General features: G+C 59.1%; 20 protein-coding genes and 1 pseudogene. 10 read left to right on the top strand and 11 right to left on the bottom strand.

Annotated elements, in window-relative coordinates; all coding sequences use genetic code 11:
• Positions 1-27: 27 nt before the first annotated feature.
• Positions 28-1,263, top strand: coding sequence for a sterol desaturase family protein (locus tag AABM54_RS25435; protein ID WP_347902644.1), 1,236 nt, complete (start codon positions 28-30; stop codon positions 1,261-1,263).
• Here AABM54_RS25435 and AABM54_RS25430 read toward each other — a convergent pair.
• On the bottom strand, positions 1,244-1,876 hold the full coding sequence (locus tag AABM54_RS25430) for a DedA family protein (RefSeq protein ID WP_347902643.1): 633 nt from the start codon (positions 1,874-1,876) through the stop codon (positions 1,244-1,246). The two genes, AABM54_RS25435 and AABM54_RS25430, sit on opposite strands and share 20 nt — an antisense overlap.
• A 364-nt stretch (positions 1,877-2,240) precedes the next feature.
• On the opposite strand from AABM54_RS25430, the gene hemB reads away from it, so the two are divergent.
• Both hemB and ppk1 read left to right on the top strand, forming a co-directional pair.
• Positions 2,241-3,254, top strand: coding sequence for a porphobilinogen synthase (hemB, locus tag AABM54_RS25425; RefSeq protein WP_347902642.1), 1,014 nt, complete (start codon positions 2,241-2,243; stop codon positions 3,252-3,254).
• Positions 3,255-3,272: 18 nt separating this feature from the next.
• Positions 3,273-5,495 carry a polyphosphate kinase 1 gene (gene ppk1 / locus AABM54_RS25420; RefSeq protein WP_347902641.1) on the top strand — a complete coding sequence of 741 codons (2,223 nt, stop codon included), beginning with the start codon at positions 3,273-3,275 and terminating at the stop codon, positions 5,493-5,495.
• 126 nt (positions 5,496-5,621) lie between these two features.
• Here ppk1 and ppx read toward each other — a convergent pair whose 3' ends face one another.
• Positions 5,622-7,124: an exopolyphosphatase gene (gene ppx, locus AABM54_RS25415; RefSeq protein WP_347902640.1), complete on the bottom strand. Its 1,503-nt coding sequence runs from the start codon at positions 7,122-7,124 to the stop codon at positions 5,622-5,624.
• A gap of 279 nt (positions 7,125-7,403) precedes the next feature.
• On the opposite strand from ppx, the gene trxA reads away from it, so the two are divergent.
• The 5 genes from trxA (at position 7,404) to AABM54_RS25390 (ending at position 12,662) form a co-directional block, all read left to right on the top strand.
• Positions 7,404-7,733: a thioredoxin TrxA gene (gene trxA, locus AABM54_RS25410; RefSeq protein ID WP_347902639.1), complete on the top strand. Its 330-nt coding sequence runs from the start codon at positions 7,404-7,406 to the stop codon at positions 7,731-7,733.
• Between the two features lie 246 nt (positions 7,734-7,979).
• Positions 7,980-9,239, top strand: coding sequence for a transcription termination factor Rho (rho, locus tag AABM54_RS25405; protein WP_019694195.1), 1,260 nt, complete (start codon positions 7,980-7,982; stop codon positions 9,237-9,239).
• A 141-nt stretch (positions 9,240-9,380) separates the two neighbouring features.
• Positions 9,381-10,847 carry a 4-hydroxy-3-polyprenylbenzoate decarboxylase gene (gene ubiD / locus AABM54_RS25400; RefSeq protein ID WP_095081871.1) on the top strand — a complete coding sequence of 489 codons (1,467 nt, stop codon included), beginning with the start codon at positions 9,381-9,383 and terminating at the stop codon, positions 10,845-10,847.
• On the top strand, positions 10,847-11,821 hold the full coding sequence (locus tag AABM54_RS25395; RefSeq protein WP_347902638.1) for a CDP-6-deoxy-delta-3,4-glucoseen reductase: 975 nt from the start codon (positions 10,847-10,849) through the stop codon (positions 11,819-11,821). Before ubiD ends, AABM54_RS25395 begins: the two co-directional genes overlap by 1 nt.
• Before the next feature lie 193 nt (positions 11,822-12,014).
• Positions 12,015-12,662: a gamma-glutamylcyclotransferase gene (locus AABM54_RS25390; protein ID WP_347902637.1), complete on the top strand. Its 648-nt coding sequence runs from the start codon at positions 12,015-12,017 to the stop codon at positions 12,660-12,662.
• On the opposite strand, the pseudogene glpT reads toward AABM54_RS25390, so the two are convergent.
• Positions 12,659-14,010 (bottom strand): annotated as a pseudogene (gene glpT, locus AABM54_RS25385) (glycerol-3-phosphate transporter). The gene AABM54_RS25390 and the pseudogene glpT sit on opposite strands and share 4 nt — an antisense overlap.
• A gap of 328 nt (positions 14,011-14,338) precedes the next feature.
• Here glpT and AABM54_RS25380 point away from each other — a divergent pair.
• Positions 14,339-14,944, top strand: a complete 606-nt coding sequence (locus tag AABM54_RS25380) for an energy transducer TonB (RefSeq protein WP_347902636.1) — start codon at positions 14,339-14,341, stop codon at positions 14,942-14,944.
• Between the two features lie 49 nt (positions 14,945-14,993).
• Here the strand turns inward: AABM54_RS25380 and AABM54_RS25375 are convergent, their stop codons facing one another.
• The 4 genes from AABM54_RS25375 to AABM54_RS25360 form a co-directional block, all read right to left on the bottom strand.
• Positions 14,994-15,269 carry a bacteriocin immunity protein gene (locus AABM54_RS25375; protein WP_347902635.1) on the bottom strand — a complete coding sequence of 92 codons (276 nt, stop codon included), beginning with the start codon at positions 15,267-15,269 and terminating at the stop codon, positions 14,994-14,996.
• Entirely contained in the window at positions 15,266-16,141 is an 876-nt protein-coding gene (locus tag AABM54_RS25370; RefSeq protein ID WP_347902634.1) for an S-type pyocin domain-containing protein, read from the bottom strand. Before AABM54_RS25370 ends, AABM54_RS25375 begins: the two co-directional genes overlap by 4 nt.
• Positions 16,104-17,930: a hypothetical protein gene (locus tag AABM54_RS25365; RefSeq protein WP_347902633.1), complete on the bottom strand. Its 1,827-nt coding sequence runs from the start codon at positions 17,928-17,930 to the stop codon at positions 16,104-16,106. The genes AABM54_RS25370 and AABM54_RS25365 overlap by 38 nt, the downstream gene beginning before the upstream one ends.
• Positions 17,931-18,234: 304 nt before the next feature.
• Entirely contained in the window at positions 18,235-19,212 is a 978-nt protein-coding gene (locus AABM54_RS25360; protein ID WP_347902632.1) for an NADPH:quinone oxidoreductase family protein, read from the bottom strand.
• A 158-nt stretch (positions 19,213-19,370) separates the two neighbouring features.
• Between AABM54_RS25360 and AABM54_RS25355 the strand changes: the two genes are divergently transcribed.
• Entirely contained in the window at positions 19,371-19,778 is a 408-nt protein-coding gene (locus AABM54_RS25355) for a flagellar basal body-associated protein FliL (RefSeq protein WP_347902631.1), read from the top strand.
• 56 nt (positions 19,779-19,834) lie between these two features.
• Here the strand turns inward: AABM54_RS25355 and AABM54_RS25350 are convergent, their stop codons facing one another.
• From AABM54_RS25350 to AABM54_RS25335, 4 genes are all read right to left on the bottom strand, one after another.
• Positions 19,835-20,953: an ABC transporter permease gene (locus tag AABM54_RS25350; protein WP_347902630.1), complete on the bottom strand. Its 1,119-nt coding sequence runs from the start codon at positions 20,951-20,953 to the stop codon at positions 19,835-19,837.
• A complete protein-coding gene (gene rbbA / locus AABM54_RS25345; protein WP_347902629.1) occupies positions 20,953-23,667 on the bottom strand; it encodes a ribosome-associated ATPase/putative transporter RbbA in 2,715 nt (904 codons plus the stop codon). The genes AABM54_RS25350 and rbbA overlap by 1 nt, the downstream gene beginning before the upstream one ends.
• On the bottom strand, positions 23,664-24,629 hold the full coding sequence (locus AABM54_RS25340; RefSeq protein WP_347902628.1) for a biotin/lipoyl-binding protein: 966 nt from the start codon (positions 24,627-24,629) through the stop codon (positions 23,664-23,666). Before AABM54_RS25340 ends, rbbA begins: the two co-directional genes overlap by 4 nt.
• Positions 24,630-24,771: 142 nt before the next feature.
• Positions 24,772-25,221, bottom strand: coding sequence for an EVE domain-containing protein (locus AABM54_RS25335; RefSeq protein WP_347902627.1), 450 nt, complete (start codon positions 25,219-25,221; stop codon positions 24,772-24,774).
• Between the last annotated feature and the right edge of the window lie 208 nt (positions 25,222-25,429).

Raw genomic sequence — 25,429 nt, 5'->3', positions numbered from 1 at the left:
AGGCAACGATTCTGATCAGGTCGCGTCATGAACTTCATTCTCTATGCGGTGCCGTTTTTCGTCGTACTGATTGTGCTGGAGCTGATCGTCGACCGTTGGCGAGGCGTGAGCAATTATCGGCTTGCGGACGCAATCAACAGCCTCAGCACGGGCGTGTTGTCGACCACCACGGGCCTGTTGACCAAAGGCGTGGGCCTGGTCACCTACGCCTTTGCCCTGAAACACCTGGCCGTGATCGAACTGTCGGCCGAGAGTGCCTGGGTCTGGGTGTTTGCCTTCGTGCTCTACGATCTTTGCTACTACTGGCTGCACCGCATGGGCCACGAGCGCAATATTCTCTGGGCCGCCCACTCGGTGCATCACCAGAGCGAGGACTACAACCTGTCCACCGCGTTGCGCCAGACCAGCACCGGGTTTCTGCTGAGCTGGATCTTCTACTTGCCGATGGCCGTGCTCGGCGTGCCGCTGCTGGTGTTCGTCAGCGTCGCGGCGCTCAATCTGCTGTATCAATTCTGGGTGCATACCCGACACATTCCCAAGCTCGGCTGGTTCGAGTGGTTCTTCGTCACGCCGTCCAACCACCGGGCGCACCATGCACAGAACGCCCTTTACATGGACCGCAACTACGGCGGCGTTTTCATTGTCTGGGATCGCCTGTTCGGCACGTATCAGGAAGAAGACGACAACGATCCGGCGATTTTCGGCGTGACCACGCCGCTGGCGAGCTGGAACCCGTTGTGGGCCAACATGCAGTTTTATGCCCAGCTCTGGAACGACGCACGGCGGGCCGAGAGCCTCTGGGACAAGCTGCGGATCTGGTTCATGCGCACTGGTTGGCGGCCGGCGGACGTGGCGGCGAAATACCCGATGGCCAAGCCGGACTTGAGCCAGTTCCGCAAGTTCGAGGTGCCGCTGGATGGCCGGCAGCAACTGTACGTGGCCTTGCAGTTCGGGGTGTACGTCGCGCTGGGCAGTTACCTGATGAACCTGGCCGACAGCCTGCCGACAGCCGCCCTGGTGTTGGGCTGGGGAGCGGTGGCTTTTGGATTGTTTGCGCAGGGCGCGGCGTTGGAGAATCGCCCGTGGGCGTTCAGGCTTGAGCTGTTGCGGCTGGCGCTGAACCTGCCGCTGGTGTGGCTGGCGCCGCTGGCCGGGTTATGGCCGGCCAGCGCGGTGGCCTGGGTCGGCCTGCTCAGTTACAGCCTGTTCAGCGTGATCGGGCTTTACTGCTGCCGCAACCGCATCACTCGACTGGCGTCGTAGGCTCGCTGCCCTTGGCTTTTTCGGCGATCTGGATCTGCTCGTCTTCGTAGATCTTTTTCGCCAGGCGGGCGTTCTTGAAACGCCGACGCAACCACAGGCAGAAACCCAGCACGAGCAAAGCGCCCAGCACCCACAGCTCGTACTTCTTGACGCTGCCGAGCATGCCTTCGAGCACCGCACCGAAGTGGTACGCGGCGGCGGCCAGGGCCGCCGCCCAGATCGCGGCACCGATGCCGTTGAGCAACAGATAACGTCCCGGCGGATACCCCGACAAGCCGATGGCCACCGGCATCACCGTGCGCAGGCCATAGACGAAGCGAAAGCTCAGCACCCAGATGTCCGGGTGCTTGCGGATATGCTCCAGCGCCCGATCACCCATCATTTGCCAGCGCGGTTTGCGCGCCAGCAACTTGCGGCCATGTTTGCGCCCAAGGAAGTACCACAGCTGATCGCCGGCATAACTGCCGAAGAACGCCACGACCACCACCAGGTTGATATCCATGTATCCGCGGAACGCGAGGAAGCCTGCGAGAACCAGAATGGTTTCGCCTTCGAAGAACGTGCCGAGAAAAAGGGCGAAGTAGCCGAAATCCTGAAGAAATTGTTGGAGCATTGTCTGGATGCTGGCGAAATGAACGCGCAGCCTAACCCTTCAGGCACATTCAGGAAAGTATCGAAATGTGTCTCGACGTGAACATTTCCTACAAGGACAATGGTTGCGACGATCGGTCACGGGGGGGCGCAGGCGTCTCATCCCGGGCTCATATTCAAGATATGACGGGTGGTTTCTGCTGACAGGCAAGGCGCTACGATCAGCCCCGGCCCGCGACGGCAAGTGGCGGCCACGCCGCGTGGGACAAAAGCCGTCGCCGTCGCTGAACAGTTGATCCCGGACGGGACAGATCTGTAATACGTTGGTCATAATGGCTGCTTATAACAGTCACGCTCGCCCGCCAGCGCGGGCTCAGGAGTCTGCCGTGAGCTTTACCCCCGCCAACCGTTTGTTTCCTGCAACCCGCCTGCGTCGCAACCGTCGTGACGAATTTTCCCGTCGTCTGGTCCGTGAAAACGTTCTGACCACCAATGACCTGATTCTTCCGGTGTTCGTGCTTGACGGTGAAAACCGTCGCGAAGCAGTCGCCTCGATGCCAGGCGTCGAACGCCTGACCATCGACCTGTTGCTCGAAGAAGCGGCCCGGTGGGTCGAGCTGGGGATTCCCGCTGTTGCGCTGTTCCCGGTCACGCCGGCCGAGCTTAAATCGCTCGACGCCGCCGAAGCCTGGAACCCCGATGGCATTGCCCAGCGCGCCACTCGTGCCCTGCGTGAACGCTTCCCTGAGTTGGGGGTGATCACCGATGTTGCGCTGGACCCGTTCACCACCCACGGCCAGGACGGTATCCTCGACGAAGAAGGCTACGTGCAGAACGACATCACCGTCGATGCGCTGGTCAGGCAAGCGTTGTCCCATGCCGAGGCGGGCGCGCAGGTAGTTGCCCCCTCGGACATGATGGACGGGCGGATTCAGGCGATCCGCGAAGCCCTGGAACTGGCCGATCACGTCAACGTGCGCATCATGGCGTACTCGGCCAAGTACGCGAGCGCCTACTATGGGCCGTTCCGCGATGCGGTCGGTTCGGCGCTGAACCTGGGCAAGGCGAACAAGGCGTCCTATCAAATGGACCCGGCCAACGGCAACGAAGCGCTGCACGAAGTGGCCAGCGACTTGTCAGAAGGCGCGGATATGGTCATGGTCAAGCCAGGCATGCCGTACCTGGACATCCTGTACCGCGTCAAAGAAGAATTTAAAGTGCCGACCTTTGTCTATCAGGTCAGCGGGGAATACGCCATGCACATGGCGGCGATTCAGAATGGCTGGTTGAGCGAAGGGGTGATTCTTGAATCCCTGACCGCTTTTAAACGCGCAGGCGCTGATGGCATCCTGACTTACTTTGCCGTACGTGCCGCTCAATTGTTACGAGAGCAAAAATAGCCCTCCCAGGAACATTCGATGAATACCGAAGGACTCACTGAAGTTGCCGTAAAAGACGCTCAACCCGTGGTCGAGCACGTCGTCGAAACCGAGCCAGCTCTGGAGCCGGCTCCACCCGCGGTGGTCGCGGAGCCTGCGCAAGCGGCGCCGACGATTGTCATCCCGGGTCTTGATGACAGCAGCCTGTACATTCATCGCGAGCTGTCACAACTGCAATTCAACATCCGCGTGCTGGAACAGGCGCTGGATGAGTCCTACCCGTTGCTGGAACGGCTGAAGTTTTTGCTTATCTTCTCCAGCAACCTGGACGAGTTCTTCGAGATTCGCGTGGCGGGGCTCAAGAAACAGATCACCTTCGCCCGTGAACAGGCGGGTGCCGATGGCCTGCAACCGCATCAGGCCCTGGCGCGCATCAGTGAACTGGTACACGGTCACGTGGACCGCCAGTACGCGATCCTCAACGACATCCTGTTGCCGGAACTTGAGAAACATCAGGTCCGCTTCATCCGTCGGCGTCACTGGACCACCAAGATCAAAACCTGGGTGCGCCGCTATTTCCGCGACGAGATCGCGCCGATCATCACCCCGATCGGCCTCGACCCGACGCACCCGTTCCCGTTGTTGGTGAACAAGAGCCTGAACTTTATCGTCGAGCTCGAAGGCATCGACGCCTTCGGTCGCGATTCGGGTCTGGCGATCATCCCGGCACCGCGTTTGTTGCCACGGATCATCAAGCTGCCGGAAGAAGTGGGTGGCGCCGGCGACAACTATGTGTTCCTGTCGTCAATGATCCACGCGCACGCCGATGACCTATTCCAGGGCATGAAGGTAAAGGGCTGCTACCAGTTCCGCCTGACCCGGAACGCCGACCTGGCCGTCGACACCGAAGACGTCGAAGACCTGGCCCGCGCGTTGCGCGGCGAACTGTTCTCCCGACGTTACGGCGATGCGGTACGTCTGGAAGTGGCCGACACCTGCCCGAAACACCTGTCCGACTACTTGCTCAAGCAGTTCAACCTGCACGAGACCGAGTTGTATCAGGTCAACGGCCCGGTGAACCTCACGCGGCTGTTCAGCATTACCGGCCTGGACAGCCACCCGGAGCTGCAATACACGCCGTTTACCCCGCAGATTCCGAAACTGCTGCAAAACAGCGAGAACATTTTCAGCGTGATCAGCAAGCAGGACATCCTGCTGCTGCACCCGTTCGAGTCCTTCACCCCGGTGGTCGACCTGCTGCGTCAGGCCGCCAAGGACCCGCATGTTCTGGCCGTGCGCCAGACGCTGTACCGCAGCGGCGCCAACTCGGAAATCGTCGATGCCCTGGTGGACGCGGCGCGTAACGGCAAGGAAGTCACGGCGGTGATCGAGTTGCGTGCGCGGTTTGACGAAGAGTCCAACCTGCAACTGGCCAGCCGTCTGCAAGCGGCCGGTGCGGTGGTGATCTACGGCGTGGTCGGCTTCAAGACCCACGCCAAGATGATGCTGATCCTGCGTCGCGAGGCCGGCGAAATTGTCCGTTACGCGCACTTGGGCACGGGCAACTACCACGCGGCCAACGCTCGCCTGTACACCGACTACAGCTTGCTGACCTCCGATGACGCCTTGTGTGAAGACGTCGGCAAACTGTTCAGCCAGTTGATCGGCATGGGCAAGACGTTGCGCATGAAGAAACTGCTGCATGCGCCGTTCACCTTGAAAAAGGGCATGCTCGACATGATTGCCCGCGAAACCCAGTTCGCCCTCGACGGCAAACCGGCGCACATCATCGCCAAATTCAACTCGCTGACCGATCCGAAAATCATCCGCGCGCTGTACAAGGCCAGTCAGTCCGGGGTGCGCATCGACTTGGTAGTGCGTGGCATGTGCTGCCTGCGGCCGGGCATTGCCGGGGTTTCGCACAACATCCACGTGCGTTCGATCATCGGGCGGTTCCTGGAGCACACGCGGGTCTTCTACTTCCTCAACGGTGGCGAGGAGCAGATGTTCCTGTCGAGTGCCGACTGGATGGAGCGCAACCTCGACAAGCGCGTCGAGACCTGCTTCCCGGTCGAAGGCAAGAAGCTGATTCTGCGGGTCAAGAAAGAGCTGGAAAGTTATCTCACCGATAACACCCACAGCTGGAGCTTGCAGTCGGACGGCCGGTACATCCGCAACACGCCGACCGGCAACCAGAACCCGCGCAGCGCCCAGGCGACCTTGCTCGAGCGTTTGGGCAGCCCGATTCTGACCGTGAATTAACGCGAAGGTGTTGGCGCAATAAAAAATGGCGATCCTTGCGGATCGCCATTTTTGTTTTAGCGACATACCTGTGGCAAGGGAGCTTGCTCCCTCGCCACGGGGGTTGTGTTCGCCCTTGCGGGTGTTTTAGCGCACGTTCAGCACGAAGCCGACCCGTGTCAGCCACTCCGCTTCCAGCGCGAAGTCAGCCTGGGTCAGTTGGTTGTCATCCAGCCAGTTTTCCGGGAACAGCACATCCAGGCTGTCGCCATCGGCGTGCAGTTCCACTTGCGGCATCGCCTGGGTGCCGCGGATGTGATGGAACAGAATCGCAAAGCGCAGCAGCACGCACAGGCGAATCAGCTTGATGCCTTCGTCGCCGAACTCGGCAAACTTGTCCCTGGGAATGTTGCGGCGGTGCCCGCGTACCAGTAGCGCGAGCATCAGTTGGTCTTCGCGGGAGAACCCGGCGAGGTCCGAGTGCTCGATCAGGTAGGCACCGTGCTTGTGGTAATGGTAGTGGGCAATGTCCAGCCCGACTTCATGCACCTTGGCCGCCCAGCCCAGCAGCTCGCGCCAGATCCCGTCTTCCAGGTCCCAGTCTTCGGCCACTTGATCGAAGGCATGCAGCGCCTTGCGCTCGACCCGTGCCGCTTGTTCCAGATCAACGTGATAACGCTCCATCAAGGAGCTCAAGGTGCGTTCACGGACGTCTTCGTGGTGATGCCGGCCCAACAGGTCGTAGAGCACGCCTTCGCGCAGGGCGCCCTCACAGTGGTCCATGCGTTGCAGTTCGAGGGCATCGAAGATCGCTTCGAGAATGGCCAGGCCCGCCGGGAAAATCGCCCGGCGGTCGGGCTTGATGCCTTCGAAGTCGATTTTCTCGGCGTCACCGAGCTTGAACAACTTGCGTTTGAGCCAGGCCAGGCCTTCGGCGTTGACCTCGCCGGTACCGTGGCCGCCCGCCTTGAGCGCCAGGCCGATGGCACGAATGGTGCCCGAGGAGCCGATGGCTTCATCCCAGGTCAGGCGGTGCAGGGCGTGCTCGATGCTCATGATCTCCAGCCGTGCCGCGGTGTATGCCTGGGCATAGCGGGCCGGGGTGATCTTGCCGTCCTTGAAATAGCGCTGGGTGTAGCTTACGCAGCCCATTTGCAGGCTTTCGCGCAGCAGCGGTTCGAAGCGCTGGCCAATGATGAATTCGGTACTGCCGCCGCCGATGTCGGTCACCAGGCGCTTACCCGGGGTGTCGGCGAGGGTATGGGAAACGCCCAGGTAGATCAGGCGCGCTTCTTCACGGCCAGAGATGACTTCCACCGGGTGGCCGAGGATTTCTTCGGCGCGGCGGATGAACTCGACGCGGTTGCGCGCTTCACGCAGGGCGTTGGTGCCGACGATCCGCACGGCGCCCAGGGGCATACCGTTGATCAGTTGGGCGAACCGCTTCAGGCAATCGAGCCCGCGCTGCATGGATTCTTCGCTCAGGCGACGTTCTTCGTCGATCCCGGCGGCCAGCTGAACCTTCTCGCCGAGCCGCTCAAGGATACGGATTTCGCCGTTCTGGGCCTTGGCCACGACCATATGGAAGCTGTTGGAGCCCAGGTCGATGGCGGCGATCAGGGACAGATTCTTGGCTTGGGATTGCGGCATGGTTAAAGGATCTCGGTCGATAACCCGACCATCGTGCCACGATCAACCGCCGCCGCCAACGCGCAGCCGCCGCCGATGGCCGCGATCCTTGATCCAGAGCACGTCCCGGCGTGCGTAACAGCAGCGCAATCGGCTTGATGGCTCCCGTCGCGCCGTGACTTGAGCTATACCCAACGTCATGGGCGGCCATAGTGAGACTCAATCATCTGCGGCTTCCTGAACGCGGGCAGGGCGGCTATGATGGGCCACGTTTTTTTGCTTACAACCCCGGAGACATCCATGAGCAGCGATCTTATCAAGCACGTCACCGACGCTAGCTTCGAGCAGGAAGTACTGAAAGCCGACGGCCCTGTGCTGGTCGATTACTGGGCTGAATGGTGCGGCCCTTGCAAAATGATCGCCCCGGTTCTGGACGAAATTGCTTCGACGTATGAAGGCAAGCTGATCGTTGCCAAGCTGAACATCGACGAAAACCAGGAAACCCCGGCCAAGCATGGCGTGCGTGGTATCCCGACCCTGATGCTGTTCAAGAACGGCAATGTCGAAGCGACCAAGGTTGGCGCGCTGTCGAAGTCGCAACTGGCTGCTTTCCTCGACGCCAACATCTAAGCGTCGTTACGAGTGTCCTGAAAAAGCCCCGCAAACTGCGGGGCTTTTTCATTATTCAGGGCTAGACGCTCCGAAACTCAGGTGTTACATTCGGCCCCGCACTGGTTTCTCCAATGCCCCCTGCAAGCCGTCGCCGACGCTCTCCTTTTCGAATTAGTACGCGATCCTGTCGCCTTCTCTGCGGCGCGGCCTCATTAAGCCAAAAGCTTAATTTCCCCCCTCCATAAATGATTACGTCATTCCTATATGAATCTGACTGAACTCAAGCAAAAGCCGATTACCGAACTGCTCGAATTGGCCGAACAGATGGGCATAGAAAATATGGCCCGTTCGCGCAAGCAGGACGTGATTTTCTCCCTGCTGAAAAAGCACGCGAAAAGCGGCGAGGAAATCTCCGGTGATGGCGTGCTGGAGATCCTCCAGGACGGCTTCGGCTTCCTGCGCTCCGCTGACGCTTCCTATCTGGCCGGCCCGGACGATATCTACGTCTCGCCGAGCCAGATCCGTCGCTTCAACTTGCGCACCGGTGACACCATCGTTGGCAAGATCCGCCCTCCGAAGGAAGGCGAGCGTTATTTCGCCCTGCTCAAGGTCGACACGATCAACTACGATCGTCCCGAGAACGCGAAAAACAAGATTCTCTTCGAGAACCTGACCCCGCTGTTCCCGACCGTGCGCATGAAGATGGAAGCCGGCAACGGTTCCACCGAAGACCTGACCGGTCGTGTCATCGACCTGTGCGCCCCGATCGGCAAAGGCCAGCGCGGCCTGATCGTTGCTCCGCCGAAAGCGGGCAAGACGATCATGCTGCAGAACATCGCGGCCAACATTGCGCGTAACAACCCTGAAGTTCACTTGATCGTCTTGCTGATCGACGAACGTCCGGAAGAAGTTACCGAAATGCAGCGCACCGTGCGCGGCGAAGTGGTTGCCTCGACATTCGACGAGCCGCCAACCCGTCACGTGCAGGTTGCCGAAATGGTGATCGAGAAGGCCAAGCGCCTGGTCGAGCACAAGAAAGACGTAGTGATCCTGCTGGACTCCATCACCCGTCTGGCTCGCGCCTACAACACCGTGATCCCGAGCTCCGGCAAGGTGCTGACCGGTGGTGTCGATGCCCACGCCCTTGAGAAGCCAAAGCGTTTCTTCGGTGCTGCCCGGAACATCGAAGAAGGCGGTTCGCTGACCATCATCGCTACCGCGCTGGTTGAAACCGGTTCGAAGATGGATGAAGTGATCTACGAAGAGTTCAAAGGTACCGGCAACATGGAACTGCCTCTGGACCGCAAGATCGCTGAAAAACGCGTCTTCCCGGCGATCAACATCAACCGTTCCGGCACCCGCCGCGAAGAGTTGCTGACTGCCGACGACGAGTTGCAGCGCATGTGGATCCTGCGCAAGCTCCTGCATCCTATGGATGAAGTGGCTGCCATCGAGTTCCTGGTCGACAAGCTGAAACAGACCAAGACCAACGATGAGTTCTTCCTGTCGATGAAACGCAAGTAAGTCGAGCAGGCCAGCAAGAGCCGGGGAAACCCGGCTTTTTGCTATCTGACCTTTTATGAACTGGCAGGTCACTCTTCTGAACAGGTGGGTTCGAGGCTACACTCATGCCCCCGTACGCCACGGCCAAAACGAGGCTTTTGCATGCAGTATCGCGACTTGCGCGACTTTATCAGCGGCCTGGAACAGCGCGGTGAGCTCAAGCGCATCCAGGTTCCGGTGTCCCCAGTGCTGGAAATGACCGAGGTCTGCGATCGCACCTTGCGGGCCAAAGGCCCGGCGTTGCTGTTCGAAAACCCGACCGGTTACGACATCCCTGTCCTCGGCAACCTGTTTGGCACGCCTGAGCGCGTGGCCCTGGGCATGGGCGCCGAAGCCGTCAGCGAACTGCGCGAGATCGGCAAGTTGCTGGCCTTCCTCAAAGAGCCCGAGCCGCCGAAAGGTCTGAAAGACGCGTGGTCCAAGCTGCCGATCTTCCGCAAGATCATTTCCATGGCGCCGAAAGTCGTCAAGGACGCGGTGTGCCAGGAAGTGGTCATCGAAGGTGATGACGTCGACCTGGCGATGCTGCCGGTGCAGACCTGCTGGCCGGGCGATGTCGGCCCGCTGATCACCTGGGGCCTGACCGTCACCAAAGGTCCGAACAAGGACCGTCAGAACCTCGGCATCTATCGTCAGCAAGTGATTGGCCGCAACAAAGTCATCATGCGCTGGCTGAGCCACCGTGGCGGCGCGCTGGACTACCGCGAGTGGTGCGAAAAACACCCTGGCCAGCCATTCCCGGTGTCCGTGGCGCTGGGCGCCGACCCGGCGACCATCCTCGGAGCCGTGACGCCAGTGCCGGACAGCCTGTCCGAGTACGCCTTTGCCGGCCTGCTGCGCGGTAACCGCACCGAGCTGGTGAAGTGCCGTGGCAACGACCTGCAAGTGCCTGCAACGGCCGAAATCATCCTGGAAGGCGTGATCCATCCGGGCGAGATGGCCGACGAAGGTCCGTATGGCGACCACACCGGCTATTACAACGAAGTCGACAGCTTCCCGGTGTTCACCGTCGAGCGCATCACCCACCGTATCAAGCCGATCTACCACAGCACCTACACCGGCCGTCCACCGGATGAGCCGGCGATCCTCGGCGTGGCGTTGAACGAAGTGTTCGTGCCGATCCTGCAAAAGCAGTTCCCGGAGATCACCGACTTCTACCTGCCGCCCGAAGGCTGCTCGTACCGCATGGCCATTGTGACCATGAAGAAGCAGTACCCAGGCCATGCCAAGCGGGTAATGCTGGGTGTGTGGTCGTTTTTGCGACAGTTCATGTACACCAAGTTCGTTATCGTCACTGACGACGATATCAACGCCCGCGACTGGAACGACGTGATCTGGGCCATCACCACGCGCATGGACCCCAAGCGCGATACGGTGATGATCGACAACACGCCGATCGACTACCTCGACTTCGCCTCGCCGATTTCCGGCCTGGGTTCGAAGATGGGGCTCGATGCCACGCATAAATGGCCCGGTGAAACCACCCGCGAGTGGGGCCGGGTAATCGTCAAGGATGAGGCGGTGACACGCCGGATCGATGCCATCTGGAATCAGTTAGGAATAGATTGATGCGTGTAACCTTGCAGCCCTCCGGAGCAGTGCTTGAGATACTGCCCGGCGAGCGGATACTCGATGGAGCGCGGCGGCTGGGCTATGACTGTCCGCAAAGCTGCCGCAATGGCAACTGCCACGTCTGTGCGGCGTTGCTGGTTGAAGGCCGGGTCGAGCAGGCTGGCGATGTGCGCGACCACGGTGAGTTCTACACTTGCATAGCAGAGCCGCTGGAAGACTGCATCGTGTTGTGGGATGGCGTCCTTGCGCTGGGAGAACTGCCGGTGCGCAGTTTGTCGTGTCAGGTGACTGAATGCCTTGAAGTCGGCGGCGATGTCTGGCGGGTGCGCCTGCGTGCGCCGGCCGGCAAGCCACCGCGCTATCACGCTGGCCAGTATCTGTTGCTGGAGCGTGAGAGTGGCGAGAAGTCCGCCTTCTCGCTGGCCTCGGCCCCGCATTCGGGGCGTGACCTGGAGCTGCACGTGCTGGTACGCGAAACCAGTGCGCAAACCTTGCTTGAACAACTGCAACGCAGTGCCATGGTGCGGGTCGAGTTACCGTTCGGTGATACCCACTTGTCTGAATTGCCTGACGGCCCGCTGGTGTTGATTGCCGCCGGTACCGGCATGGCGCAGATGCACAGCCTGATCGAACATTGCCGGGCCAAGGGTTTCAAACACCCGGTGCACCTGTATTGGGGCGTGCGCCGCCCAGACGACTTTTATCAGATCGACCACTGGGATCAGTGGTTGCAAACCCCCAACCTGTACCTGCACAAAGTGGTCAGCGACCTCTGCGGCTGGGAAGGGCGCTGCGGCTTGCTGCATGAAGCTGTCAGCGAAGACATCGGCGACCTGTCGGCGGTGCACGTTTACGCCAGCGGCTCACCGGCCATGATCTACGCCACCCTCGACGCGCTGGTGAATGCCGGAATGGACGCGCACCAGATGCGCGCCGACGTATTTGCCTACGCGCCACGCCCCGAAGCCTGACAAGCCGCCTCTTATAACGCGCTATATAGCCTTTCGGTATTTATCTATCAAGGATAAATATCGTTAGGGTATATCGACGTGTTCGCCGACGTTCGCGGCATTCAACTTACCTTAAAACGAATGTGCCTTAGGGTTACAGCTGTGCGTTCTATTAAGTAATTCCTTACTCGCGGGGAGCTGAACGCTATTCGCCATGACCGCCATTGAATCTGCTTTTCTGAACCTGGCTTACCCTCCGCAGCTCGATCTGGGCGCGCAACTCACGCACGAACAATTGCTCGACTCGATGCAGGCCACCATGGCCCGGCACAAGGGCGGGCCGGTCTGGTTATTTGCTTACGGTTCATTGATCTGGCGCCCGGAATGCTCGGCGGTCGAGCGGGTGCGTGGGCGAGTGCACGGCTACCATCGCGGCTTGTACCTGTGGTCTCACGAGCACCGGGGTACGCCGGAAATGCCCGGTCTGGTGTTTGGTCTGGATCGTGGCGGTTCGTGCAGCGGTTTCGCGTACCGCTTGCCGGAAGAACAGCTTGAGGCGTCCTTGTACGCCTTGTGGCAGCGCGAGATGCCTTACCCTTCGTATCGCCCACACTGGCTCAACTGCCGCCTCGAAGACGGAAGCCAGGTACAGGCCTTGGGGTTTGTGCTGGAGCGACACTTGCCGAGCTACGCCGGCAACTTGCCGGATCATGTGCTGAGCCAGGTATTTGAAAGCGCTTGCGGGCGTTACGGCACGACTCGCGATTATGTCGAGCAGACCGTCAACGCCCTGCGCAGCCACGCCATGCCAGACCGGAATCTGGAGGCGCGGCTCAAGCGGTGTAAATCAGCTGCGCATTAAGCGACAGCTTCGCGGCTCTGGCTGGCGACTTGCTTGTGCCACAAGGTCGGCGCCAGGAAGGCCATAGCCAACAGGCAGGCGCCGATCAGCAGCACGAAACCGCCGTCCCAGCCGAAGTGGTCCACGGTGTAGCCCATGGCTGCACTGGCCGCGACCGACCCCCCCAGATACCCGAACAGACCGGTGAAGCCCGCAGCCGTACCGGCCGCTTTCTTCGGTGCCAACTCCAGCGCTTGCAGGCCGATCAGCATGACCGGACCGTAGATCAGGAAGCCGATGGAGAACAGGGCGATCATGTCGACGGTCGGGTTGCCGGCCGGGTTCAGCCAGTACACCAGGGTCGCGACGGTTACCAGTGCCATGAACACCATGCCGGTCAGGCCACGGTTGCCACGGAACACCTTGTCTGACATCCAGCCACACAGCAGCGTGCCCGGGATACCGGCCCACTCGTAGAGGAAGTACGCCCACGAGGTTTTATCCACGTCGAAGTGCTTGGCTTCCTTCAGGTAGGTCGGTGCCCAGTCCAGTACGCCGTAGCGCAGCAGGTAGACGAACACGTTGGCCAGGGCGATGTACCAGAGCATTTTGTTGCGCAGCACGTATTTGACGAAGATGTCCTTGGCGCTGAATTCTTCTTCGTGGCTGGCATCGTAGCCGTGCGGGTAATCGTTCTTGTATTGCTCGATAGGAGGCAGGCCCCTACCGATTGTGGGGTGTCGCGCATCACGATGAAGGCAAACACTGCCACAAGCAGCGCCACGGCAGCAGGAACATAGAACGCAGCGTGCCAGTCGTTGAACAAGCCCATGCCGATCAGGAACAGCGGGCCGATCAGGCCGCCGCCGACGTTATGCGCGACGTTCCATACCGACACCACGCCACCGCGTTCCTTCTGCGACCACCAGTGCACCATGGTCCGGCCACTTGGCGGCCACCCCATGCCCTGGGCCCAGCCGTTGATGAACAGCAGGATGAACATCATGGTTACGCTGGAGGTCGCCCACGGTGCGAAACCGAACACGAACATCACCCCGGCCGACACCAGCAGGCCGAACGGCAGGAAGTAACGCGGGTTGGAACGGTCGGAGACCAACCCCATCAGGAATTTCGACAAGCCATAGGCAATCGCGATTGCCGACATGGCCAGGCCCAGTTGGCCCCGGGTGTAGCCTTCTTCAATCAGGTACGGCATGGCCAGGGAGAAGTTCTTGCGCAGCAGGTAGTAACCCGCGTAGCCAATGAAAATCCCTGCGAAAATTTGCCAGCGCAAGCGCCGGTACGTGCTGTCTACGTGTTCTTCAGGCAATGGAGCCTGATGTGCGGCAGGTCGAAAGAAAGCAAACATTCAAGAGCTCCAAATTTCTTGTTTTGACTGCGGATGCGAATGTTACAGTTTCGTTACCGAAAATAGCACCGCTTGTCGTCCACGAAACAGGGAGAAGTGCGCCAGATCGCATGTTCTTTTATGAACATGTCGCCTGGGTGTAAGGGAAGGGCGTTGTGGGAATCATTACCCGCAGGCCTGAATGCGGTTCTTGCGCGCAACGTAGGGCGCAGTTTTGGGAAATTTCCTTGGCTCTAATGAGAGGTCGCCGCATTTAGATTCTGGGGTTTGAGCCTTAACCTTCGTGCGGATGCCAAATTCGGCATTTCAGTTGCGGGGGAGTCGGGTTATGCGGTGGCTTATGTTTTTTCTGCTTGTGTTGTCTGGTGCTACCTGGGCCGCAGAGGTGTTTCTGATACCGGAAAGCAATCCAGAGCCGCTTTACCCCAGGGCGCTTTACAGAGCAGGGATTACCGGCGATGTGCGGGCCGGTTTCACCGTTCATGCCGATGGGTCAGTCAGCAAGATCAACATTTTGCAAAGCGACCATCCGGGGCTCGCCGAAGCGACCAGGGTAGCGATAGGGCAGTGGCGATTCAAACCGTGGACGGTGGAAGGTGACAAGTCGGCCGAGCAGGAAGTTATTGTGCCGATGGTTTTTTTACTGGATGCGCCGAGTGGCATCAACCAGTGGCTCAAAGAACTGAAATGTCGCGAGATCAACAATGGCTTTGTTCGTACAGCAGATTACCGGTGGGTCGATTTAGCCGTGTTTCATTACACCCGTGCTTATCTGTCGAATGGTTTTTTCCAAAGACAATTGTCGACTGAGCAACGTCTGGCGATGATCGCCAAGCTGAATAGAAGTGTGCGGAGTATCGCCAGGCTATGTCTGGACTACCCAGCCTCGAGGTACATGAGGGTTCTGCCGGAGGAGATTCGTAAGTTGCTTTAGGCTACCAGCAAGCAGCTTCACCTTCGGCGATGCTGCTTGCTGGTGCGGTTTACTCTGGTTTGAAGCCGGGTTTGCCATTTTGGGCACGCCACTCCTTGATCTCTTGTACTACGCCAGCAGGGCTGTCTTCACGGTCACCCGTTGGTCGGAAGATGACTGCACGCTTTCTAGGGTGTTCTGTGATTTTTTCAAAGTGATGTGCCAGATTACTTGTGTATTGACTCAGTGCATCCCCGGTCAGGCCGTTGGTATCCTCGAAAAACTCAGTCACAAAAAGTAGGAACTCCGACTCCGTATAGTCTTCAATTCGATCTTTAAGTTTCATAGCCTGCCACCATTCCTGTGAAGTTCGATATGTGCTCTTGGGGTCATGATTGTCAAATTATCGATATCATATACAGCGCCGCCATTGGCGATTGTTTCTTTGTGATGGATTTCGAATTTATCTCTCTTGCCAGCATAGTCAACGGCATCAACGGTGGGCGCTACACCTCTGTGTAACAATTTTAAGTCGGCTTTCCCAAATTGGGCACTAAGTGCTTTATCGGCCGCGACAGCTTTCCAAAAACTTTCTCTAAACTGATCAAAATTCCTGAACGCTTGACCACGCAATTTATCCGCGATTTGAACGGGAATCGGAGAACCACCGCGTTCCCCTGCGCTCCCCAGCCAATTCTGTCCGACAGCCTGCCCTGTTCCAGTCACCGTTCCCGGCTCGTAACGCGGTCCCGAGCGGCTCGCCATGACATAGACGGGATCTATCCCCGACTCTTCCGGGAAAATCAGGATGTAATCGTCAGTGTCGGCCTCATCACACATCGGATGTTCGTCAGTGCGTCCCTCTACTTGTGTGACTCGGGCACCGGGATAAATCTTGATTTCAGGTTGATCGGCAGGTAACTCCGTTGAGCCTAAGGTGTCATTGCCGGGCGCATTGTTTGGTGTCCACGTCAGCGTTCTTGAGGGAATGCCTTCGGTCGTGAAGGTGAAGAGGTTCGTCAGTGGATCAAGTTCTACATCCCTGATTCTGACCATGTCGGGCAGGTGCTCACCGGTCGGGGAGAGGTAGAGCTGGGTGTGCGCTCCGCGAACCGAGGACACCACTCGAAACGGCATGTAAACGGAGCTGTAAAGGTGCAGATCTGCATAGTAATCGTCATCACCGACAAGCTGCGCCAGCGGAATCGTCAGCACCACGGGATTGCGTTGAAGTTCGCCGTTTCCCAAGGTTGGCGTGTAAAACAACGTTGCGGCGAGTACTGCCAGCGGGGCCGCCTCCTATCGCCGCTCTCGCGTTGCTCAGCGAATCAATGGCCCCTGCCAAGGAGATTGGGAGGCCTTCATACCCGGCAATAAGCCCGTCAGGCGTTATCACTAACGCCCGTGAGGATGCCGCAGCGCCGCTCACGGTGGAAAGGCTTATGTTTTCAATCGTTCGAGCCACTGCATCGATCTGTGTTTGCACTTTTCGTAGTGAAGTTTTTCGTTGGCTCCTTTTTAATGAACCAAAGAACATTCCTGCCTTTTCTTCCGCTTTGTCCGCATTGAGATCTGCGGATAACAGTTCGTCTTGCTTCTCTTTCATCCACTGCAGTTTTTGGTCGATGCCTTTGGGTTGGTATTGGTTGAAATTTTCAAGTATCTCGGTAAAGCGCTCCGCCAATCTCGTTGCTACTTGCTGGTTTCTTATTCGCTCGGCTCGTTTTTCTGCTTTATATACCCTGATTTTATCAGCCGCGATTTTTGCTCGTGCCTCTGCGGCAGCCTTTGCTTCTTGTTGCTTGGCATGAAGTTGTGCTTCTGCGTGTCGGCGTGCTCCTTCTTGGGCCTGTTGCTCGGCAAGATGTCTTGCCTGAGCTTCAGACGCAATGCGCGACTGTTCTTGCAAACGTTCGGCTTCTTGGCTACGAGTGATCAGACCTCCAAAAGCGTTTGTTGCCTGGGTCAAATATTGAACGGTTTCAGAATGAAGGAGTGATACATGGTAGTCATTCCAGCGGTTACCCAGATTAGTGGTGGCCTGTAAATTCACCAAGTTCTTAAGCGCCTCAAGTTCAGATTTACTTAATGGCGGATTAATATTGGGGTTGGCCTTTGCATAGGGGCTGATAGCTGCTTGCTCAATTACGATAATATTATCTATCGCTGCTTTGTAATGTGAGAGAGATTGAGAGAGGGTAAATTCTCTTGCTGAGCCTGTTGTTGTAGCGATTTTCTCTACAAGAAAAAAAGGTAAAAGTTGGAAGCGAATATTTACTTCCTGATTGATAACCGTAAATCTCTCATCCGCTCTGGATGCCGAAATATTGTTTGCAGCTTGGAGTCCGGTGTCGGCCTGACCTCTTCTTAAAGACAATGCTTCCAGCTGTTTGGCCAGAATATTCATCTGCAGTGAAATCCGTTTCAGCTCCAATGCCGAGCGATACGTATTGTCTATTGCTGTATAAGCGGCGGAGACGTCGGGAGGTGATGTCTCCAGGCTTTCCAATATTTTCCTGAAGGATAACTCCTTCATTAGAAAGAATGGGTTGTGACCGTAGAGCGAGTAAGCGCTCTGGGTCCGAGCTTCATATTCTGACGTTTTGGATTGGATAGCTTTGATGGTTGTTTCTTGCTCTATTTTTGCTTTCTCCGTCGGCGAGAGAGCATGGTTCCCCCTGGCTATCTGTTTCGCGTGCTCTAGTTCACCAATGGTAGTCTCTGTAAGTCTGTTGAATGTGTCGATGTATTCACTGTCAATGTGTGTGCTATTTATTCTCTGTTCTTGCATCAGGTCATCCCATATAAAGGGCGTGAGCGGGCTGAGCTTTCCTGATCCTTGACTGGTGCCTCTATGGGGGCCTTCATTCAGGCCCCAACTTCCTGAAAAATATCTTTCTATATGGGGGCTTGATAATCTTTCCGCTCTGACCGGTACCGGGGCTAGTTCGTATGAGCTTGGCCCCGTTTTTTTATGAGGCCCCAAGTAATCAGTGACATTAAACATATGACTTATCCATGTCGATTGTTCCATGTTTTAAATAACGCCCTCTAAAATCAGCGGCGACGCTTCTTACAGATTGTTGTGAGGGGCTGGCAAATTTGGTTACGAGGCTACCTTGATCGATGTACTGATCTGTAAGGAAGTAAGCTAGCGTAATTTTTCGCAGTGAATGCGTTACATATTTACTGCTAAATTAATTCTAGGTTGATGGTTGCTAAATGAAGTTTTAACAGTTTGGTGCTGTAAATGAAAAGGCCAGAACAACTTCATCAATTGTTCTGACCTTTTTAGGCGTGTCCAGTGAGATTCAGCGAACCTGCACCACCACCTTCCCGACCGCCTTGCGCTGGCCGAGGTCGTTGATGGCTTGCGCGGCATTACTCAGCGGGTACACCTGCGACACCAGTGGCTTCAACTTGCCTTCGGCAAACCAGCTAAACAGCTGCTGGAAGTTGGCTGCATTGTCCTGCGGCTGGCGTTGGGCGAAAGACCCCCAGAACACCCCGACCACCGCTGCACCCTTGAGCAGCGCCAGGTTCACCGGCAGCTCGGGGATGCGTCCGCTGGCGAAACCCACCACCAGCAGGCGGCCGTTCCAGGCGATGGCGCGTATGGCCTGGTCGAACAGGTCGCCGCCAACCGGGTCGTAGATCACGTCGGCACCGTTGCCGTCGGTCAGGCGCTTGATTTCGTCCTTGAGGCTGGTTTCGCTGTAATTGATCAACTCATCGGCACCGGCAGCCTTGGCCACCGCCAGTTTTTCGGCGCTGCTGGCAGCGGCGATCACCCGGGCGCCCATGGCTTTGCCGATCTCCACGGCCGCCAGGCCAACGCCACCCGACGCGCCGAGCACTAACAGGGTTTCTCCCGGTTGCAGGTGGCCGCGCTGTTTGAGGGCGTGCATCGAGGTGCCGTAGGTCATGCTGAAAGCGGCGGCGGTGTTGAAGTCCATGGCAGGCGGGATCGGCAGCACGTTGTAGCCCGGCACCGCGACCTGCTCGGCGAAGCTGCCCCACCCGGTCAGCGCCATGACCCGGTCACCGACCTTGAGGTGGCTGACCTTCTCGCCCACCGCGCTCACCACCCCGGCGGCCTCGCCGCCCGGTGAAAATGGGAACGGCGGCTTGAACTGGTATTTACCCTCGATGATCAGCGTGTCCGGGAAGTTCACCCCGGCCGCGTGCACGTCCAGCAGGATTTCGTTCTTTGCAGGCATTGGACTCGCGACGTCTTCCAGCACCAGCGTTTCGGCAGGGCCGAAGGCTTTGCACAGCACGGCTTTCATCAGGGCTATTCCTTTGGGAGTGATGGCCGATAAGTGTAGGTGTGCAAGTCAAGCGGTCAACGAGCATGCCCTGTCCTGATAATCCGCCATAAGCTTTGTGCTTGGGCTGTTGCGGGCAGGTCGTTATGCTAGGCCGCAAACCGGATAAGGAGCGAATTGTGAAAGCGTGGATCATGTTGATGCTGGCCCTGACCCTGCCGACGGCAGCGATGGCCGAAGAAGCCAAAGAAGGTGAAGCCCCGAAGGTCAGCTATATCAGCCTGAGCCCGCCGTTCGTGGGTAACTACGGTCTTGATGGCGGCCCGAAACTCAAGGTTTACAAGGCTGACGTGGCGTTGCGGGTGACTGGCGACGAGGCCGCCAAAGCGGTGAAAGCCAATGAGCCGTTGATTCGTAATCAGTTGGTGGCGCTGTTCGCCCAGCAAACCACCGAGACCATGAACAATGTCGAAGCCAAGGAAAAACTCCGCCAGGAGGCCTTGAAGCAGACCCAGCAAGTGATGAATGACGAAACCGGCAAGCCGGTGGTTGAAGACCTGTTGTTCAACAACCTGATCATTCAATAAGTATTCCTGAGACAAACTGGCTTTTGTGGCGAGGGAGCAAGCTCCCTCGCCACAGGTCAGGACGCCAGGCTTTTGCGGAACCGCGCCAGCGAGATTGCAAAGAACGCCAGGCCGATCACTGCCAGTGCCAGCAAGTCCGGCCAGACTACGTTGACCGAGGCATCGCGGAACAAAATCGCGGCACTGAGGCTGACGAAATGGGTCGACGGTGAACCCTGCATCACCCATTGCAGCCACTGCGGCATACTGTCGAGCGGCGTGCTGCCGCCCGAGAGCAGCAGCATCGGGATGATCACCGGAATCGATAGCAGCCCGAACTGCGGCGTCGAGCGCGCCAGGGTCGCGAGGAAAATCCCCAACGCGGTGCTGGCAAACAGGTACAGCGCGGTCACCAGCAAAAACAGTCCCAGGGAGCCGGCCAGCGGCACGCCCAGCAACCCCTTGACCACCACTTCCAGCGACACCCAGGTGCACAGCACCACCACCAGCATGTTGCTCCAGATTTTGGCCAGCATGATTTCCAGCCCCGTCAGCGGCAGCACCAGCAAATGGTCGAGGGTGCCGTGCTCACGTTCGCGCAGCAGCGCAGTGCCGGTCAGTACGATGGCCAGGATGGTGATGTTGTTGACGATCTGAATCACCGCCAGAAACCAGCCGCCCTGCAGGTTGGTGTTGAACAGCGCCCGGGTGGTCAGCAGCGCCGGGGCCTTGCTGGCGCTGTCGGGCTGGCCGCCGTAGTTGAGCAGTTCACGCTGGAAGATCCGCCCGATGTACCCGGCGCCCATGAACGCCTGGCTCATGGCCGTGGCATCGACGTTGACCTGCACGGCCGGCGAGCGCCCCGCCAGCAAATCGGCCTGGAAGTTGGCCGGTACGTTAATCACGAACGTGTACTGGCCGCTGTCCATGACCTTGTCCAACTGGTCATACGGCAAGGGCACGGCGTTCTGGAACTGCGGCGGTTGCAGGGCTTCGGCGAGTTGCCGGGACAGGTGGCTGTGGTCTTCGTCCACCAGTGCCACGCTGGCGTTGTGCACGCCAATCACCGAGCCGGCGGCGGGCATGTAGATCGCCACGCTGAAGGCGTACAGCAAAAACAGCAGCAGTACGCTGTCGTGGCGCAGGCTGGTGAGTTCCTTGATTCCCAGACGCAGGATGTGCGCGAGCTGATGCATCAGACCTCCTGCTTCTTGAGCATGACCAGGCTCAGCCCGGTGAACCCGAGGAAAAACCCGAACAGCGCCAGGCACTGTGGCCACAACTGGCGGATATCGAGGGCCTTGGTGAATGTACCGACGGCGATATCGAGGAAATACCCGGCCGGAAACAACTGCCCCATCAGCGCGGCGGCGCCTTCAAGCGAGGAGCGCGGCACGATCAGCCCGGAGAACTGGATAGTCGGCAGGCTGGTGATGATCATGGTGCCCAGGATCGCTGCGATCTGGGTGCGGGTGAACGCGGAAATCAGCAGGCCCAGGCTGGTGGTCGCCAGCACATACAGCAGGCCGCCGAACGCCAGGGTCAGGCCGCTGCCCTTGAACGGCACACCGAACAGCCAGCGGTTCATCGCCACCAGCAAACCGAGGTTGATCAGGCTCACGATCAGATAAGGCGTTTGCTTGCCCAGCAGAAACTCCAGGCGCGTTAGCGGCGTGGCGTAGAAGTTGGTGATCGAGCCCAGTTCCTTCTCGCGAACAATCCCCAGCGCCGTGAGCATGGCCGGAATGAACGCCAGGATCAGCGCCATCACGCCGGGGCCGATGGCGTTCACGCTGACCACATCCTGGTTGTAGCGGAAACGGGTTTCCAGTTTCGCCGGTACTCGTTGATTGAGCGCCGGGCTGCTTTGCGCCGCAAGTTGTTCGAGGTTGGCCTGATGCACGGCTTCGACATAGTTGCGGCTGGTCTCGGCGCGAAACGGCATGCCGCCGTCCAGCCACGCAGCCACGGCCGGTTGCCGACCGGCGTACAAGTCGCGACCGAATCCCGGTGGAATCTCCAGCGCCAGTTTGATTTCCGAGCGTTGCAGGCGTTTGTGCAGCTCCCTGGCATCGCGGATCGGCGTCTGTTCGGCGAAGTAGCGCGAACTGCGAAACGCCTCGAGGTAGGCGCGGCTTTGCGGTGTCTGGTCCTGGTCGTAGACGGCGAAAGCGAGTTTTTCCACGTCCAGGGAAATGCCGTAGCCAAAAATCACCATCATGAACAACGCGCCGGCCAGGGCGAAGGCCAGGCGCACCTTGTCGCGCAGCAACTCCTTGCCTTCGCGGCTGGCCACGGCAATCAATCGGCTCAGGCTGAAACCGCGTTTGCTGACGGGCGCCGGGCCTGCTACCACCGACTCGGGCGCAGGCGGCGTCGGGCTGGCGCTTTGGGCGTCCTCGAGGCAGCGGACGAAGGCGTCTTCCAGGGTGTCGCCCTCAAACTGCTGTTGCAGCGCCGCAGGCGTATCGCAGGCCAGCACTTTGCCTGCGTGCATCAACGAGATGCGGTCGCAGCGTTGGGCTTCGTTCATGAAGTGGGTGGACAGGAAAATCGTCACCCCTTGTTCGCGGGACAGCTCGATCAGCAATCGCCAAAAATCATCGCGGGCCGCCGGATCGACGCCGGACGTCGGTTCGTCGAGGATCAGCACTTCCGGGCGATGCAGCACCGCGACGGCCAGCGACAACCGCTGACGCAGGCCCAGCGGCAGGGCACCGGACTGTTGTTCGGCGATACTGCCCAGGTCGAAGCGCTGGATCAGTTCTTCGATGCGCTGGGCGCTGTCGGCCTTGGGCAGGTCGAACAGTCGCGCATGCAGCACCAGGTTCTGCCGCACGCTGAGTTCGCCATACAGCGAGAAGCTTTGTGACATGAAACCGACCCGTTTGCGGGTGGCCAGGTCCTTGGCGTTCACCGGGTTGCCGAGCAGCGTGGCGCTGCCTTCGGTGGCGGGCATCAGGCCGGTGAGGACTTTCATGGTGGTGGTTTTGCCGCAGCCATTGGAGCCGAGGAAACCGAAGATCTCGCCGCGCCCGATGGCGAAGCTGACTTTGTTCACCGCCGTAAAGTCGCCGAAACGCAGGGTCAACTCGTGGGCTTCGATGGCGATGTCATGCTGGTCGTTGCTTCTGGGCGGAATCACCAGCGGCTCGTTGCTGTGCCCGTTATCGCCCTGGAAGTGGGTGAAGGCGTCGTCGAGTTTGCCGCTCGGGGTGACGGCGGCCAGTTCGCGGCTCAGACCATCGGCGATCAACGTGCCACGGTCGAGCATCAGGCAGTGTTCGAACTGCTCGGCTTCTTCCATGTAGGCCGTGGCGACCAGCAGGGTCAGTTGAGGACGTTGGCGGCGAACGTCTTCCACCAGTTCCCAGAAGTGCCGACGCGAGAGCGGGTCGACGCCAGTGGTCGGCTCATCGAGGATCAGCAGGTCCGGCTCGTGGATCAGCGCGCAGCACAGGCCGAGCTTCTGCTTCATGCCGCCAGACAGTTTGCCCGCCGGGCGATCGGCGAAGCGCGCCAGGTCGGTGGCCAGCAGCAGGCTGTGCATGCGCTGGTCGCATTCGTATTTCGACAGGCCGAACAGGGTGGCGAAGAACCGAATGTTTTCATTGATCGACAGGTCCGGGTACAGGTTGCCGCCCAGGCCCTGAGGCATGAAGGCGATGCGCGGGTAGAGGCTGTTGCGATGGCGGCGCTGGTCGATGGAGCCGCCCAGTACCTCCAGGTGTCCCTGTTGCAGCTTTTTGACCCCGGCAATCAGCCCCAGCAGGCTCGACTTGCCCGCTCCGTCCGGGCCGATCAACCCGCAACGCGTGCCGCTGGGCAGGCTGAAGGCGATGTCGATCAGCGCTTGCTGTTGGCCGTAGGCATGGCGCAGGCCGACGGCTTGCAGCGCCGGGGCGCTCATTGCAGGTTGGCCGGCCAGTCCACGGTCGCCGTGCGCACGTAACCTGCGCCGGGCATGCCAGGCTTGGCCTGGGGCGCAGCACTGGGCTGAGTCAGTTTGAGCTTGACCCGGAACACCAGTTTTTGCCGCTCGTCACGGGTTTCCACCTCTTTGGGGGTGAACTGCGACTTGGCCGCGACGAAGCTGATTTTCGCCGGCAGCGGTTGATTGGGCAGGGCGTCGAGCAGGATTCGTGTTTCGCCACCGACGGTCAGGCGACCGGTGATCGAGGCGGGCAGATAGAGGTTCATGTATTGGTCATTCGGGTCGATCAGCAGCAACACCCGGCCACCGGCGCCGAGGACTTCGCCGGGCTCTGCCAGGCGCAACTGGATCACGCCGTCGATCGGCGCCCGCAGGCTGCTGTCATCGATTTCGCTGGTCAGTTGAGCGACTTGCGCCTGTGCGGCACCGATGGCCGCCTCAACTGCCGCGACCTGGGCTCGCGCGGCGAGGACCGCGGCGTTGCCGGTGTTCATGCGGGCTTGTTGCTGGTCGATGATCTGCTGGCTGGCAAAACCGCGCTTGAACAGTTCCTGAGAACGCTTGATTTCCTGATTGGCCAACAGCAGTTCGCTTTGGCGCAGTTGCACGTTGGCTTCGGCGGCGGAGTAGTTCTGGCGGGCGCGCAGCACTTCGGCTTCGGCCTGGTTGCGCTGGGCTTCGAGGGTGCGGGTGTCCATGCGTGCCAGGAGCTGGCCCTTGAGCACCTTGTCGCCTTCATCGACGTGCACCTCGGCCAGGCGACCAGGGATCTTGCTGGCGATCTGCACTTCGGTGGCTTCGAGTCGGCCGTTGCCCATGCTCAGGCCTTCAGGCAGCCGGTCGTGTTGGGATTTCCAATAACCGAAGCCGCCAGCGGCCACGAGCAGCACCATTAACATCATGGCGAAAAGACGGGATGAGCGATGGTTCGTCGACATGTATGCATCCTGCAACTGTAGCGTCCTAGTCTGACGGTTTCAGCGCGTTGGCGACTTGATGCCCGTCAAATGAAGGGGCAGCCTAACCCAATTGGGTCGATGAATGCATGTGTCGAAAAGCTGACTGTGCGGTTCTGTCCTGTCAACGCAGTGCAAGCACCGCCGCCCATTGCTCGGCGGTGACCGGCATCACTGACAACCGACTGCCTTTTTGCACCAGTGGCAAATCGGCCAGCGCGGTTTGCTGTTTCAGGTAATCGAGCCGCAAGACCTTGGCGAAGGTTTCAACGTGGGCAACGTTGATCGCGCTCCAGGCGTTTTTCTCCGGGGTGGCCTTGGGGTCGAAGTAGATGCTTTCGGGTTCCAGGGCCGTCGGGTCGGGGTAGGCGGCTTCAACGATGCGGCCGATACCGGCGATGCCCGGTTCAGGGCAGCTGGAGTGATAGAAGAAGAATTCATCGCCCACCGCCATCGCCCGCAGGAAGTTGCGTGCCTGGTAGTTGCGAACGCCGTCCCAGCGGGCTTCGCCGAGCTTTTCCAGGCCCTTGATCGAGAGCTCGTCGGGCTCGGATTTCATCAGCCAATAGGCCATCTTTGTTGCTCCGAAAACAGTGGTCGAAAGGGTTGTTCGGCCAATTTATGACAAACCGACGGTCGGTTGACGTCAGCGTTTGCGTGTCGGTGCACGTTACCGCAAAATGCCGGACTTTTAAGCGAGACGCGGCAAGTACGGCCTAGTAGCTCGTACGGTTGGTTCGTTAGTTCAAGTTCGGATGCCAGAAGCCTATAACCAAGGCGCT

The organism is Pseudomonas purpurea (assembly GCF_039908635.1).
Classification (GTDB): Bacteria; Pseudomonadota; Gammaproteobacteria; order Pseudomonadales; family Pseudomonadaceae; genus Aquipseudomonas; species Aquipseudomonas purpurea.
This window is presented reverse-complemented; position numbering and strand designations above follow the sequence as displayed.